Raw genomic sequence first — 13,622 nt, 5'->3', positions numbered from 1 at the left:
GTACTTATGGACCTCAAAGTAGGCATCGTCGGATTCGGCTTGCGGTCGTCACTGTGGCGCCACGCGCACAAGCCCGGCCACGGCTCGGAAGTCACCGTCGTGTGCGATCTGGGCGAGCGCGGCAGGGCGGATGCGGCCGAGAAGATCCCGACGGCGGTCATCACCGACGACTTGGACGCCTTGTTGACCTCCGGCCTGGACGCGGTCCTGGTCCTGACGCCGGACAACCAGCACGCCGCCGTCGCCGTCCGGACGCTCAAGGCGGGCATTCCCACCTTCTGCGAGAAACCGCTTGACGTCACGCTGGAGGCAGCCGACCTTATCCTCCAGACAGCCTTCGACACCGGAACGCGACTCTATGTGGGCCACAACATGCGGCACATGCCGGTGGTGGTGCAGATGCGCGAAATCATCCAGGCCGGGACCATCGGAGACGTCAAGGCAGTATGGTGCCGGCACTTCGTGGGGAACGGAGGGGACTACTATTTCAAGGACTGGCACGCCCAGCGTGCCAACACCACAGGGCTGCTGCTGCAAAAGGGCGCGCACGATATCGACGTCATCCACTGGCTCGCCGGCGGGTACAGCACCAAGGTGCAGGCGATCGGCGAGTTGGCCGTCTACGGGGACGTCGCTTCCCGCCGCGACAACACGGCGCGCCGCATGCGGGATTGGTTCTCCGTGAATAATTGGCCCCCCACCGAACAGACGGACCTCGCCGAGACGATCGACGTCGAGGACATCTCGATGATGAACATGGTCCTGGATAACGGCGTGCTCGCCTCGTACCAGCAGTGCCATTTCACCCCGGACTATTGGCGGAACTACACGGTGATCGGCACCAAGGGAAGGCTCGAGAACTTCGGCGACGGGGCCGGCGACCAGATCTACGTGTGGACCACCAGGACCACCTCCGGTTTCGCCGAGCCCGACCAGAAGGTCTTGGTCCGTGACGGAGAAGGCGGCCATGGCGGTGCGGACCCCCTGCTCATAGCTGAGTTCCTGCGGTTCGCCAAGGACGGGGGCGCCACTGCGACTTCGCCGATCGCGGCCCGCGAGGCCGTGGCCGCGGGAGTGCTCGCCACCGAGTCCCTCCGGGGCGACGGTTGCACCCGCGAGGTTCCGGCGTTGCCCGAAGAGCTCGTGGAGTATTTCAACGCGGGCCAGCCGGCCCGGGTCCGGGAACATTAGCGTCCCGAGCCGCCTGCGAGTTCGGTCATGACGGTCTGCAGGGCTTCGCAGACCGTCATGACCGATTTCCGTTTCAGGGTTTCCGGCCTCGCCAGGATGTCGATCTTGCGCACGGAATTCACCCCCGCGAGCGGACGCAGCACCACGCCGGCGTCCAGTACCCGCTGGGCGGTGAACCGCGGGAGGAGACCAATCGCTCCACCGTCCGCTACGAGCGATGCCACGGTGGAGTAGTCGTTGATGCGGTGCAGGACATCCGCCGGACGACCACTGACGGCGACGACGGCGGCCAGCACGTCCGCGGGGGAGTAGCCGGCGCGGCTGGTCACCCAGGGCTGCCCGACGACGTCGGCCGGCCTGAGTTCGCGGCGCGCCGCGAGCGGGTGCCCGGAAGGCAACGCGACGTCGAGCGGTTCGTCGGCGAGCGGGATCACGGCTACTTTGTCGGTGGGCCACCCGGGGCTGTGCTCCATCCGGTGCGCCAGCACGAGGTCATAACGCGCGGCGAGGCCAGGAAAGTCCTCCTGCGCTACGTCTTCGTCGGCGAGCTTCACGCGGGGAACACTGTTTTCCGGACCCGCATTGCGCGCGGTGGTCAGAAAAGCCGCGAGCGGAGCGAACAAAGCCTGGCCTGCACTGTGGAATGCGCTCACGGTCACGGTGGAGCCCGGTGAGTCGTGGTACGCGCCGATGGCTGCCCGGGCATCGGCCATGGCGCTCACGACGGCGGCTCCGGCGTCGGCGAGGACCCGGCCCGCATCGGTGAGCACCAGGGCGCGGCCTTCCTTGCGGGTCAGCGGCACGTCCACCGACTTCTGGAGGAGTGCGAGCTGCTGGGAGACGGCCGACGGGGTGACCATGAGCGTCTCGGCTACGGCCTTGACACTGCCGAGATCTCCTAGTTCCCTGAGCATTTGGAGCTGATGAACTTCCATTTAGCAAATGCTAAATCGTTGATTGAGAAAAACCTAGTTGTGCTAAACCGTCCGTGGGGCTTCAATGAAGTGAAACGGCACACAAACGGCCCAGTCCCTTGAGTTAGGAAGACCCATGAAGGCTCTCTACAAGTCCGGTCCCCACGCTGGTTTTGAACTCGTCGAACGCCCCGAGCCGGAGGCAGGTCCCAGCGATGTCAAGATCCGCGTCATGACCACGGGCATCTGCGGAACGGACCTGCACATCCAGTCCTGGGACGCGTGGGCGGAGGGCATCATCGAGACTCCGTTGATCGCCGGACACGAGTTCTACGGCGAAGTGGTCTCCGTGGGCGAGGACGTCCGCGACGTCAAGGTCGGCGACCGTGTCTCCGGTGAAGGCCACGTGGTCTGCGGAATCTGCCGCAATTGCCGTGCAGGCCGCCGCCAGATGTGCATCCACACGGTGTCGGTGGGCGTGCAGCGCGATGGTGCTTTTGCCGAGTACGTCGTCATCCCGGAGACCAACGTCTGGGTCCACCAGGATCCCTCCATCACTCCTGAGCTCGGCGCCATCTTCGACCCCTTCGGCAACGCCGTCCACACCGCACTGAGCTTCCCCTTGGTCGGCGAGGATGTGCTCATCACAGGTGCCGGGCCCATCGGACTCATGGCAATCGCCGTCGCGCGCCACGCAGGTGCCCGCAAGATTGCCATCACGGACGTCTCCGCTCCCCGCCTCGAACTCGCCCGGAACATGGGCGTGGACCTCGCAGTCGATGTGTCGAAGATGCGCGTCAAGGATGCCCAGCGCGAGCTTGGCATGCGCGAAGGATTCGACATCGGCCTGGAAATGTCCGGACATCCCACGGCCCTGCCTGAGATGATCAACAACATGAACCACGGCGGACGCATCGCCATGCTTGGCTTGCCCAGCCAGTCCATTGACATCGACTGGGGCAAAGTGGTCACCCACATGCTGACCCTCAAGGGCATCTACGGCCGCGAAATGTACGAAACCTGGTACGCCATGAGCGCCATGCTGTCCTCCAACCCCGTACTGCACAGCCACATTTCCGCCGTCGTCACGGACAAGCTGTCCGCCACCGATTGGGAAAAGGGCTTCGAAATCGCCCGGGCCGGCACGGGCGGCAAGGTTGTCCTCGACTGGACCGAAATCTAAGACACCGTAAAGTCCTCTCCAAGACCCCAGTACCAGAGACCCCCAGTACCAGGAGCCACCAATGTACTCGAGCATCAAAGACCAGCTGCAGGGCGAGCTTGAAGAGATCCGCACCGCGGGCCTCTTCAAGACCGAACGCCACATTGACTCGCCCCAGGCCAGCCACATCTCCGCAGGCCAGCTCGGCCAGCCGGCGAACACCGTCCTGAATTTCTGCGCCAACAACTACCTGGGCCTCGCGGACCACCCGGATATCATCGCTGCCGCCAAGTCCGCCATGGACGAGCGCGGCTTCGGCATGGCATCCGTCCGATTCATCTGCGGTACCCAGGACCTGCACCTTGAGCTCGAGGCCCGGGTCTCACAGTTCCTCGGAACCGAGGACACCATCCTGTTCTCCAGCTGCTTCGACGCCAACGGAGGCGTCTTCGAGTCGCTGTTCGGGGCCGAGGACGCCATCATCTCCGATTCCCTGAACCACGCCTCCATCATCGACGGCATCCGGCTCAGCAAGGCCAAGCGCTTCCGCTACGCCAACCAGGACATGGCTGACCTCGAAGCCAAGCTGATCGAGGCCTCAACCGGCGAGGCGCCGGCCCGGCGCAAGATCATCGTGACGGACGGCGTGTTCTCCATGGACGGCTACCTCGCTCCGCTCGAGGCCATCTGCGATCTCGCGGAAGAGCACGACGCGCTGGTCATGGTGGACGATTCCCACGCCGTCGGCTTCATGGGAGCCACGGGCGCCGGAACCCCGGAACACGCCGGTGTTTCAAACAGGATCGACATCTACACCGGTACGTTCGGCAAGGCCCTTGGCGGCGCCTCCGGCGGCTACGTCTCCGGCCGCAGCGAAATCATCGCCATGCTGCGCCAGAAGGCCCGCCCGTACCTGTTCTCCAACTCCTTGGCTCCGGCAATCGTTGCAGCCACCATCAAAGCCATTGAGCTGGTCCAGGGTTCGGGCGAGCTCCGCTCGAGGCTCTTCGAGAACGCCGCCCTGTTCCGCCGCCGCATGAGCGAGGAAGGCTTCGAGCTGCTCGACGGCGAGCACGCCATCATTCCGGTGATGTTCGGCGACGCCGTGGCGGCCGCGAAGGTCGCCGACGAGATGCTCCACCACGGAGTGTTCGTCACGGCGTTCAGCTACCCCGTGGTGCCCAAGGGAGCCGCCCGGATCCGGGTTCAGCTCTCGGCGGCGCACAGCACCGAGGACGTTGAGGCCTGTGTCCAGGCCTTTGTAAAGAGCCGTGCCGCCGCGGGGCTCTGAGTTCCCATGATCCTCACCATCCTGGGCGGCGGGGGATTCCGGGTTCCCCTGGTCTATTCGGCTCTGCTGTCGGACCACGGGCCCGGCCGGGTCACCGAACTCAGGCTGTTCGACGCCGACCCCGCGCGCCTGGGCGTGGTGGCCAGGGTCCTCGCCGACATGGCCGAAGGGGTGCCCGATGCACCCGCAGTGCGGATGTTCACGGAGCTGTCAGAGGCGTTGCCGGGCACCGACTTCATCTTCTCTGCCATCCGGGTGGGCGGGCTGGAGGGGCGCGCCGCAGATGAACGGATCGCCCTGGAGCACGGAGTCATCGGGCAGGAGACCGTAGGCGCCGGGGGGATTTCGTATGCTTTGCGGACCATTCCCGTGGTCCTGGACATCGCCGAGTCCGTGAAGAAGCATGCTCCGGAAGCCTGGTTCATCAACTTCACCAACCCGGCCGGCGTCATCACCGAAGTCATGACGCGGGTCCTTGGCAACAAGGTGGTGGGGATCTGCGATTCGCCGGTGGGGCTGGCCAGGAGATGCCTGCTCGCAGCCGGAATCCACCGCGGAGCGGCAGCCTTCCGGGACGGTTCCGTGGAAATCGACTACATCGGCCTCAACCACCTGGGCTGGCTGCGTGGACTGGTGGTCGACGGTGAGGATGTCCTGCTGCGGCTCCTGGCCGACGACGGCGCCATCGAGTCCTTTGAAGAAGGCCGGCTGTTCGGCGCTTCATGGATCAAAGCCATGGGCGCGGTTCCCAACGAGTATCTGCATTACTACTACTTCAGGCGGGAAGCGCTCGACGCCGACCGGCGCGCCGAAACCACCCGCGGCGCCTACTTGGCGAGGCAGCAGTCGACCTTCTACAGCGGGCTGGCGGAAGCGAACGACGGCGGTGCGGGGCCCGCCCCGGGGGTCCCGTCGTCGAAATCAGCCCTCAGGCTCTGGGAAAAGACCAAGCTCGACCGCGAAGAGACGTACATGCAGAGCAACAGGGACGCAGCCGGTACGTTCGAACGCGACGCCGAGGACCTGGTGTCCGGCGGCTACGAGGCCGTGGCCTTGGCGATCATGCGCGCCATCAGCCAGGGGGAAACGGCCCGCCTGATCCTGAATGTGCCCAATGGGGGCACCCTGGCTGAGCTCGACGCCGACGCCGTCATCGAGGCGCCCTGCCTCGTGGATGCCGGCGGAGTCCGCTTGCTCCCGGCCAAGGCTCTTCCGGACTACGCGCGCGGACTCGTCATCAACGCCAAAGCAGTGGAACGGGCCACGATCGACGCTGCGCTCACCGGTTCCCGCCGCTCCGCCTACAAGGCGATGGCCATGAACCCGCTCGTGGACTCGGTCAGGGTGGCAGAAGCCCTCCTGGATGACTACATCAACCATTTCAAGGAGCTCCAGTACCTCCGCTGAGTCCCCTTCCTGGCAGCACTGTCCCAAGGGGGATCGGAGGCCTAGTATCTGCAGCATGGACAAAGATGCAGCACAACGTGTAACCGAGGTGTTGGATTCGCAGCAATGCTGGAATCTCCTGAGGGGCGTGTCTGTCGGCAGGCTGGCCGTGTGGCTCGGAGACCACCCTGACATTTTTCCGATCAACTACACCGTGGACCAGGGGACCGTTGTCTTCAGGACCGGAGCGGGCACAAAGCTCGCCGCGGCTCTGGGCGAATTCCCGGTGGCCATGGAGGTGGACGGCGTCGACGCGGACACCGGAGTCGCGTGGAGTGTTGTGCTCCATGGCAAAGCAGCTCCCGTCAAACAGATCGACGACGTGGTCAACTCGTTCTCGCTGCCCCTGTTTCCTTGGGAAGCCGGCAAGAAGGACCATTTCGTGCGGGTTCCCGCGGATTCGATCTCGGGGCGGCGCTTCACCGTCACGGAGCCGCTCACATGGTGGACCCCCTACAGCGGCATCAAGCCGTCCGCGGTGGAATAGCACCCTCGCATCTGGGCCTATCCGCTGACAGGATGGTGGGATGGCTGCAAATTATGATGTGGTAATTGTCGGTGGAGGCATCGCCGGGTTGTCGCTGGCTTCAGCGCTGGCCGGCCGGTGCTCGGTGGCCCTCGTAGAAGCCGAACAGACACTGGCCTACCACACGTCCTCCCGCTCGGCCCGGCAGTTGATCCCGAGCTTCGGCCCAGCCGTCGTGCAGGAACTGACCGTCCGCACCCTGGAATTGATGGCGGCCCGCGACGCCGCGTTGCCGGTACCGGTGCTGGAGCCGCGCTCGTTCATGTTGGTGGGCGACGAAGCAACGGTCAAGGCAGAATCCAGCGGGCATATGCACCCCATCACGCACGCCGAAGCCCTTGAGCTGTGCCCGGCACTGAATCCCGGGGCTTTCACGGCCGCTGGCCTCGATACAGAGTCATTCGCCTGCAATACGCCCGTGCTATTGGAGGACCACCGGCAACGTGCCGAGGCCGGGGGAGTGGACATCATCACCGGCGCCAGGGTCCATTCGGCCCAACGCCTCGGTTCGGGCTGGCAATTGGGCGCCGGGCTGGAAGGCTTCCAGTCCGTCGTCGTCGTCAACGCAGCAGGTGCCTGGGCGGATGAACTCGCGGTGCTCAGCGGGGTGGAAAAGCTGGGCTTGCAGCCGTTCCGGCGCACGGCGGCAATCGTCGACGTCGAACGCCCGCTTCCGCTCGGAAGCCCCATGGTGTGCGCCGCGGATGACACCTACTACTTCCGTCGCGAGGGCGAACAGGTGCTCATTTCGCCGTCGGAGACGGTGCCGAGCGGCCCCGAAGACGCGCAGCCGCGGCCCGGCGACGTGGAAGAGCTCGTGGCCCGGTTGAATTCGATCACCTCGTTGGGCATCCGCTCAGTGGCCAATGCGTGGACCGGGTTGCGCACCGAAGCGGCCGACGGCGTTCCGGTGGTGGGTTTCGACGCCGAGGCTCCCGGCTTCTTCTGGCTTGCGGGCCAAGGCGGCTACGGTTTCCAGACCTCTTCCGCCATCGCCGAACTCGCGGCCGCGGAGATCCTGGGTTCGGCGTTCCCTGGCTCCGGATCCGGGCTTAGTCCGGTATCCCGGACACCTAGGGAGCTCGCCGCCGCGCGTTGGTCCATCCGCCGTTGAACAATAGGTTCATGAGCGGGCAGACGAGCACACTGATCAGCAACATCGGCGAACTGATGACCCAGGATACGGAGCATCGTGTCCTCAAGGACGCCGCCGTGGTGATCGAAGGTGAGCGGATTTCCTGGATCGGTCCGGCGTCGAAGGCTCCCTCGGCTGATGAGCACGTGGACGCGGAAGGCCGGGCCGTACTCCCGGGGTGGGTGGACTCGCATTCGCACCTGATTTTTGCCGGGGACCGCACCGCCGAATTCGAGGCCAGGATGGCGGGCCAGAGCTACAGTGCTGGCGGGATCGCCGTCACCACGGGCGCCACGCGCGCCGCGAGCGACGAGGAGCTGACCCGGCTCGCTGCCGGGCGCGTGGCCGAGGCCGTCTCCCAAGGCACGACCTACCTCGAGAGCAAGACCGGCTACGGACTGGACCTCGAGAACGAGGCCCGCAGTGCGCGCATCGCGGCGGCGACGGTGGATGAAGTCACGTACCTCGGCGCGCATTTGGTTCCGGCCGGAGCAGACGCCGAGGAATACACGGACCTCGTCTGCGGTCCGATGCTCGACGCCGTCCGCCCGTACGTCCGCTGGGCCGACGTTTTCTGCGAGCGCGGCGCCTTCACCGAAGAGCAGTCGCGCCGCGTCCTGTCCGCGTGCCGCGATGCGGGCCTGGGCCTGCGTGTCCACGGCAACCAATTGGGTGAGGGACCCGGCGTGCAGTTGGCCGTGGAGTTCGGTGCGGCGAGCGTTGACCACGTCAATTACCTTTCGGCGGCCGATATCGAGGCGCTCGCCGGAACCTGGAGCGGCTGGGACGCCTCCACCGGAACGGGTGCGCGGGGCACGGTGGCCACGTGCCTGCCCGCTTGCGATCTTTCCACCCGCCAGCCGCTCGCCCCGGGCCGCGCGTTGATCGACGCGGGGGTGCAGATTGCCTTGGCCGCGAACTGCAACCCCGGCACCTCCTACACGAGCTCCATCGCCTTCTGCGTCACCACGGCGGTGCTGCAGATGCGACTGAGCGTCCACGAAGCCGTCCGGGCGGCCACCTATGGTGGTGCGCTGGCGCTCGGCAGGGAATCGGGCAACGACGTCGACGGCGAAAGGGCAGTGGGTTCGATCGCGGTCGGGCACCGCGCGGACCTGCACATGCTCAAGGCGCCATCGGCGACGCACTTGGCGTACCGTCCGGGTATCCCGCTGACCATCGCGGTGTGGCGGGCAGGCGTCCGCGCGGTCTAGCATCGCTCCCGAGTCAACAAAGCAGGGCCTCTCCACATGGAGGGGTCCTGCTTTTTCTTTCGGCGCGCGTGGGGCCTGCCACGATCCTTGTGCGATTGAATATGATCGTTTAGTGTTTATATGGATCATAAAACGTCAAATCGTTGAGTTGAAGAGTGCGTCGAAGAAGCGCGGACAGGAATGGTAAGTGCGATGAGTAACAACACCCTCGGGGCCTTCATGGAAGAAGAGCTTGTTTCGCAGCCCGAGGTCTGGAAGCGGGCCATCGAGCAGTGCGAACTTGAGCAAGCCAAGGCAGGGCACCTGCTTCCTGCTGACGGTGAGCGAGTCGCCGTCGTCGGTTGCGGTACCTCATGGTTCATGGCGCAGAGCTATGCCGCTGCCCGGGAGGCCGCGGGCAAGGGCGTCACCGACGCATTCGCGGCGTCTGAAGCCTTCCTCAATCACAACAGCGCCGGCCGCCAATACGACGCCGTCATCGCCATCACCCGCTCCGGCACCACCACGGAGGTACTTGAGCTCCTGGAAGCCGTGCGCGGAAAGGCCGTCAGCGGGAAACCCCGGACGGTTGCGCTGATCGGGGACCTGAATTCGCCCATCACCGCCCTGGCCGACGCCGTGATCGGCCTTCCCTACGCGGACGAGAAATCGGTGGTCCAGACCCGTTTCGCCACGACGGCCCTCGTGTACCTCCTGACGAGCCTGGGTATCGAACTCGGCACAGCAATCGAGGACGCCGCCGCTGCCGTCGCCGAGCCTGTTTCCCAGGAACTGCTCGACGCCGAACAGTTCACCTTCCTCGGTACCGGCTGGACCGTTGGCCTGGCCCACGAAGCCGGACTCAAGATGCGCGAAGCAGTGCAGGGCTGGACCGAATCCTATCCGGCGATGGAATACCGGCACGGTCCCATTTCCATTGCCGCTCCTGGTCGAGTGACGTGGATCTTCGGCCCGCAGCCTGAGGGCTTGGACGCCGATATGAGCCGCACAGGCGCCCTCTATGTCAACACCGGCAAGCACCCGCTCGCCGAGCTGGCCCGGGTCCATAAAGTCACCTTGGAGCGGGCACGCGTGCGCGGCCTCAACCCCGATCTGCCGCGCAACCTCACGCGTTCTGTCGTCCTGAACGCCACGGCCTAGGCAACCCCATGGTTCTCGGAACCGCTGAATCCGCAGTCCTGGCCTTCGATGTCGGCGGCACGGATCTGAAGGCAGGCCTTGTCGACACGGCCGGGAATGTCCTGGGCCTGCGCCGGACTGCTACGCCGCATGATCCCTTGCGGCCGGGCGAGGCGATCCTGGACGCCATCGCCGCGCTGGCTGCTGAGTTTGCCGCTGAATTTCCCGGCCACCCGGCGAAGGCCGCTTGCATTGTGGTTCCGGGAATCGTGGACTCCGACACCGGAGTGGGGATCTATTCGGCGAACCTGGGATGGCGGAACTTTCCCTTCGGGGAAAAGGCCGCGCAGCGCCTCGGGCTGCCGGTCTCCTTCGGCCACGATGTCAGCACGGCCGCCGAAGCCGAATTCCGGTTCGGAGCGGCCCGCGATTTTCGAAACGTCGTGGTGATGGTGGTTGGAACCGGAATTGCCGCCGCCGTCATCTCCGACGGGTACCCGGTACGCGCAGGCGGCTTCGCAGGCGAGCTGGGCCACGCCCTCGTTCCGGACCCCGACGGCCCGGGCCACACGATCCTCGAGGCCGTGGGCTCCGCCGGAGCGATCGCCCGGCGTTACAGCGACAAAGCCGGAACTCCGCGCACGGGTGCCCGTGAAGTCCTCGAACGGGCCAACGCGGGCGATGCGCTTGCGGCCCGGATCTGGGCCGATGCAGTGGACGCACTCGCTTTCAGCCTCAGCCAATGCGTCAGCATCATCGGCACGGAAGCCGTGGTGGTGGGCGGCGGGCTTGCCGAAGCGGGAGAAGGACTCCTGCAGCCACTGCGTTCGCGCCTCGATGAGCTGCTCGATTTCCAGCGCCGGCCCGTCATCATGCGCGCCCAACTGGGCCAGGATGCAGGCCTGCTCGGTGCCGCCATGAGGGCCCGGGCCCAGCTCCCGGCGGCGAAGGACGCCTCCGGCACGGGTATGAGGCGATGAAACAGGCCATGAAACAAGCCATGAAACGGGTCATCACCGTCACGCCCAATCCGGCCGTCGACCTCAGCTACCACGTCGCCGGGATCACCCCCGGAGCAAGCCATCGCGTCCCGGCACCCCTCAGCCGTGCAGGTGGAAAAGGCCTCAACGTTGCGCGCGTGGCCCACCAGCTGGGCCATCCCGTGCTGGCACTCGCGCCCTCGGGCGGCACGGCCGGTGCGGAATTCGCTGCCGAACTGCTCAGCAGCGGCGTGCCGCATCGCCTGATTCCGGTCGCCGCGGAAACCCGGCGCAGCGTCGCCCTCGTCGATACGGTGGGCGGCGAAACGTCAATCTTCAATGAGGAGGGGAGCCCCCTCCAACCGTCCGAATGGCAGGCGCTGGCCGCCGCCGTCGTCGACGCCCTGCACATCGACAACCCGGGCGGGCAAAGCGCGGGAGCGCTTGTCGGTTCCGGCAGCCTGCCGCCCGGCGCGCCCGCCGACTTCTACCCGGCGCTGGTGCGTCTCGCGCACGACGCCGGGATTCCCGCCGTCGTCGATACCTCCGGTCCCGGGATCATCGCCGCCGCACGGGCCGGGGCGGATCTCCTCAAGCCCAACAATCACGAACTCCTCGAAGCGACCGGGGAAAGCAGCCTGGACGTCGCGGCACGGCGATTGATCGCCCTCGGCGCCAAAACCGTCCTGGTCAGTGCCGGCGCCGAAGGCATGCTTGCGTTCCACCATGCCGCCCCCGGAGGCTACTGGAGCGCCCGGCTCCCGGAACCACTCAGCGGCAACCCGACTGGAGCCGGCGATGCCGGAGTGGCGGCTGCCGCCGTCGCCCTCGCCGCCGGCATCACCGACATCCCCACCATCCTCCGCCGGGCAACCGCCTGGTCCGCCGCCGCGGTGCTCATGCCTGCCGCCGGCGAGATCTCGCCGCTCTACGCGGATCTCGAAGACCAACTCATTCTCAGCTGGAAGGAGACCCTGTGACGCTCGTCAGTACACGGGAACTCATGGATACCGCCGCGGCCAACGGAATCGGACAGGGTGCCTTCAACGTGATCCACCTCGAAACCGCGGAAGGCCTGGTGGCGGGGGCGGAGACAGCGGGTGTCCCGTTGATCCTGCAAATCTCCGAGAACTGCGTCCGTTTCCACGGCGGACTCGTCCCGATTGCCCGGGGTGCAATGTCCATCGCCAGGGACTCTTCGGTGCCCGTGGCCCTGCACCTGGACCACGCCGAATCCGAAGAGCTGGCCCTGCAGGCTGTCGACCTCGGGTTCGGGTCCGTCATGTACGACGGCGCGCACTTGCCTTATGACTCGAACGTTGAAGTCACGCGTCGGATCGCCACATACGCCCAGGACCACGGCGTGTACGTCGAGGCCGAGCTCGGGAAAGTGGGAGGAAAGGACGGTGCCCATGCTCCGGGAGTCCGGACGGATCCGGCCGAGGCCCGTTCCTTCGTCGACGCCACCGGCGTCGACGCCCTCGCCGTCGCCGTCGGTTCCTCGCACGCGATGACCGAACGCAGCGCAGCCTTGGACTTGGCCCTCATCACCCGGCTCAAAGAGGCCGTCCAGCTGCCGCTCGTCCTCCACGGGTCCTCCGGCGTGGCGGACGAAACGCTGGTGGCGGCAATCCGGGCCGGTATGACTAAGATCAACGTATCCACACACTTGAACGGGTTTTTCACCCGCGCCGTCCGTGAGTACCTGGATGCCAACCCTTCCGTGGTGGACTCCCGCAAGTACATCAAGGCCGGACGGGACGCCCTGGTGTTGGAAACCGCACGTCTGCTGACGCTGTTCGCGAAAGTGAACTAGTCCCAATTTCCGGAAGGTTCGTGATGACCCGCAACGATCGACTGACAGCCATCCTTGATCTCCTCGCCGAGTCAGGGCATGTTGAGGTCGAGGATATCGTGACCCGACTGGCCGTCTCGCCGGCTACTGCGCGCCGTGATCTGGACAGCCTCGCCAAGCAGCGGCTCCTGAGCCGTACCCGCGGCGGTGCAACCACAGGATCAGTGGCCTACGAACTTCCGGGGCGCTACAACAGGGATGATCACGCCGAGGCCAAGCAGCAGATTGCCTTGGCAGCTTCGGAGCTCATCATGCCCGGGGCAGTGATCGGACTCAGCGGCGGCACCACCAACACGGCCCTGGCCCAGGTGCTGTCCACCCGCGAAGACCTCAATGCGCCCTCCAACCGGCCCATGCTCACGGTGGTCACCAATGCCATTAACATCGCCGCCCAGCTTGCCGTGAGACCCAACATCAAGATCATGGTCACCGGCGGCATCCTGAACCCGCGTTCCTATGAACTTGTCGGGCCTTACACGGATGTCATCATGCAGAAGGTTGCCTTGGACATCGCCTTCATCGGCGTTAATGGAGTCGATCCCAAGATCGGCCCCACCATCACCGACGAGGGAGAAGCCATGGTGAATACCGTCATGGCCCGACGCGCCACCGACTCCTATGTCCTGGCCGACTCCACGAAGATCGGCAAGCGTGCCTTCGCGGCCATGGCCGGGTACGATTTCCGCCGGCTCATCACGGATTCGGGCATCACGGCAGAGGACAAGGCAGCATTTGAAGCCAGCGGCACCGAGGTGATCGTGGCCAAGGACGCCTAGCGGCGTTGTGCCC

At 65.7% G+C, this 13,622-nt stretch carries 13 protein-coding genes; 12 read left to right on the top strand and 1 reads right to left on the bottom strand.

Annotated elements, in window-relative coordinates; genetic code table 11:
• Positions 1 to 6 precede the first annotated feature (6 nt).
• Entirely contained in the window at positions 7 to 1,191 is a 1,185-nt protein-coding gene (locus QRN59_RS19325; RefSeq protein WP_284984058.1) for a Gfo/Idh/MocA family protein, read from the top strand.
• Here QRN59_RS19325 and QRN59_RS19320 read toward each other — a convergent pair.
• Positions 1,188 to 2,126 carry a LysR family transcriptional regulator gene (locus QRN59_RS19320; protein ID WP_284984057.1) on the bottom strand — a complete coding sequence of 313 codons (939 nt, stop codon included), beginning with the start codon at positions 2,124 to 2,126 and terminating at the stop codon, positions 1,188 to 1,190. The two genes, QRN59_RS19325 and QRN59_RS19320, sit on opposite strands and share 4 nt — an antisense overlap.
• Before the next feature lie 115 nt (positions 2,127 to 2,241).
• Between QRN59_RS19320 and tdh the strand changes: the two genes are divergently transcribed.
• The 11 genes from tdh to QRN59_RS19265 all read left to right on the top strand — a co-directional run bounded on the left by tdh (position 2,242) and on the right by QRN59_RS19265 (position 13,609).
• Positions 2,242 to 3,288 (top strand): L-threonine 3-dehydrogenase, encoded by a 1,047-nt coding sequence (tdh, locus tag QRN59_RS19315; RefSeq protein ID WP_284984056.1) that lies wholly within the window; start codon positions 2,242 to 2,244, stop codon positions 3,286 to 3,288.
• 61 nt (positions 3,289 to 3,349) lie between these two features.
• Complete coding sequence (locus tag QRN59_RS19310) at positions 3,350 to 4,558, top strand: glycine C-acetyltransferase (protein WP_284984055.1); 1,209 nt, start codon at positions 3,350 to 3,352, stop codon at positions 4,556 to 4,558.
• A gap of 6 nt (positions 4,559 to 4,564) precedes the next feature.
• Positions 4,565 to 5,965, top strand: a complete 1,401-nt coding sequence (locus QRN59_RS19305; RefSeq protein ID WP_284984054.1) for a 6-phospho-beta-glucosidase — start codon at positions 4,565 to 4,567, stop codon at positions 5,963 to 5,965.
• 55 nt (positions 5,966 to 6,020) lie between these two features.
• Positions 6,021 to 6,491, top strand: a complete 471-nt coding sequence (locus QRN59_RS19300; protein WP_284984053.1) for a pyridoxamine 5'-phosphate oxidase family protein — start codon at positions 6,021 to 6,023, stop codon at positions 6,489 to 6,491.
• 40 nt (positions 6,492 to 6,531) lie between these two features.
• Positions 6,532 to 7,644 carry an NAD(P)/FAD-dependent oxidoreductase gene (locus tag QRN59_RS19295; RefSeq protein WP_284984052.1) on the top strand — a complete coding sequence of 371 codons (1,113 nt, stop codon included), beginning with the start codon at positions 6,532 to 6,534 and terminating at the stop codon, positions 7,642 to 7,644.
• A gap of 11 nt (positions 7,645 to 7,655) precedes the next feature.
• Positions 7,656 to 8,879: an imidazolonepropionase gene (gene hutI / locus QRN59_RS19290; RefSeq protein ID WP_284984051.1), complete on the top strand. Its 1,224-nt coding sequence runs from the start codon at positions 7,656 to 7,658 to the stop codon at positions 8,877 to 8,879.
• A 192-nt stretch (positions 8,880 to 9,071) separates the two neighbouring features.
• Positions 9,072 to 10,019 carry an SIS domain-containing protein gene (locus QRN59_RS19285; RefSeq protein WP_284984050.1) on the top strand — a complete coding sequence of 316 codons (948 nt, stop codon included), beginning with the start codon at positions 9,072 to 9,074 and terminating at the stop codon, positions 10,017 to 10,019.
• Positions 10,020 to 10,027: 8 nt separating this feature from the next.
• The gene (locus QRN59_RS19280) at positions 10,028 to 10,978 is read left to right on the top strand and encodes an ROK family protein (RefSeq protein WP_284984049.1); all 951 of its coding nucleotides are present in this window, start codon (positions 10,028 to 10,030) and stop codon (positions 10,976 to 10,978) included.
• Between the two features lie 8 nt (positions 10,979 to 10,986).
• On the top strand, positions 10,987 to 11,958 hold the full coding sequence (locus QRN59_RS19275; RefSeq protein ID WP_284984048.1) for a 1-phosphofructokinase family hexose kinase: 972 nt from the start codon (positions 10,987 to 10,989) through the stop codon (positions 11,956 to 11,958).
• Positions 11,955 to 12,794 carry a class II fructose-bisphosphate aldolase gene (locus QRN59_RS19270; RefSeq protein ID WP_284984047.1) on the top strand — a complete coding sequence of 280 codons (840 nt, stop codon included), beginning with the start codon at positions 11,955 to 11,957 and terminating at the stop codon, positions 12,792 to 12,794. The genes QRN59_RS19275 and QRN59_RS19270 overlap by 4 nt, the downstream gene beginning before the upstream one ends.
• A gap of 23 nt (positions 12,795 to 12,817) precedes the next feature.
• Positions 12,818 to 13,609 carry a DeoR/GlpR family DNA-binding transcription regulator gene (locus tag QRN59_RS19265; RefSeq protein WP_234750768.1) on the top strand — a complete coding sequence of 264 codons (792 nt, stop codon included), beginning with the start codon at positions 12,818 to 12,820 and terminating at the stop codon, positions 13,607 to 13,609.
• The last annotated feature ends 13 nt before the right edge of the window (positions 13,610 to 13,622 follow it).

This window comes from Arthrobacter sp. efr-133-TYG-118 (assembly GCF_030209755.1).
Taxonomy (GTDB): Bacteria; Actinomycetota; Actinomycetes; order Actinomycetales; family Micrococcaceae; genus Arthrobacter.
This window is presented reverse-complemented; position numbering and strand designations above follow the sequence as displayed.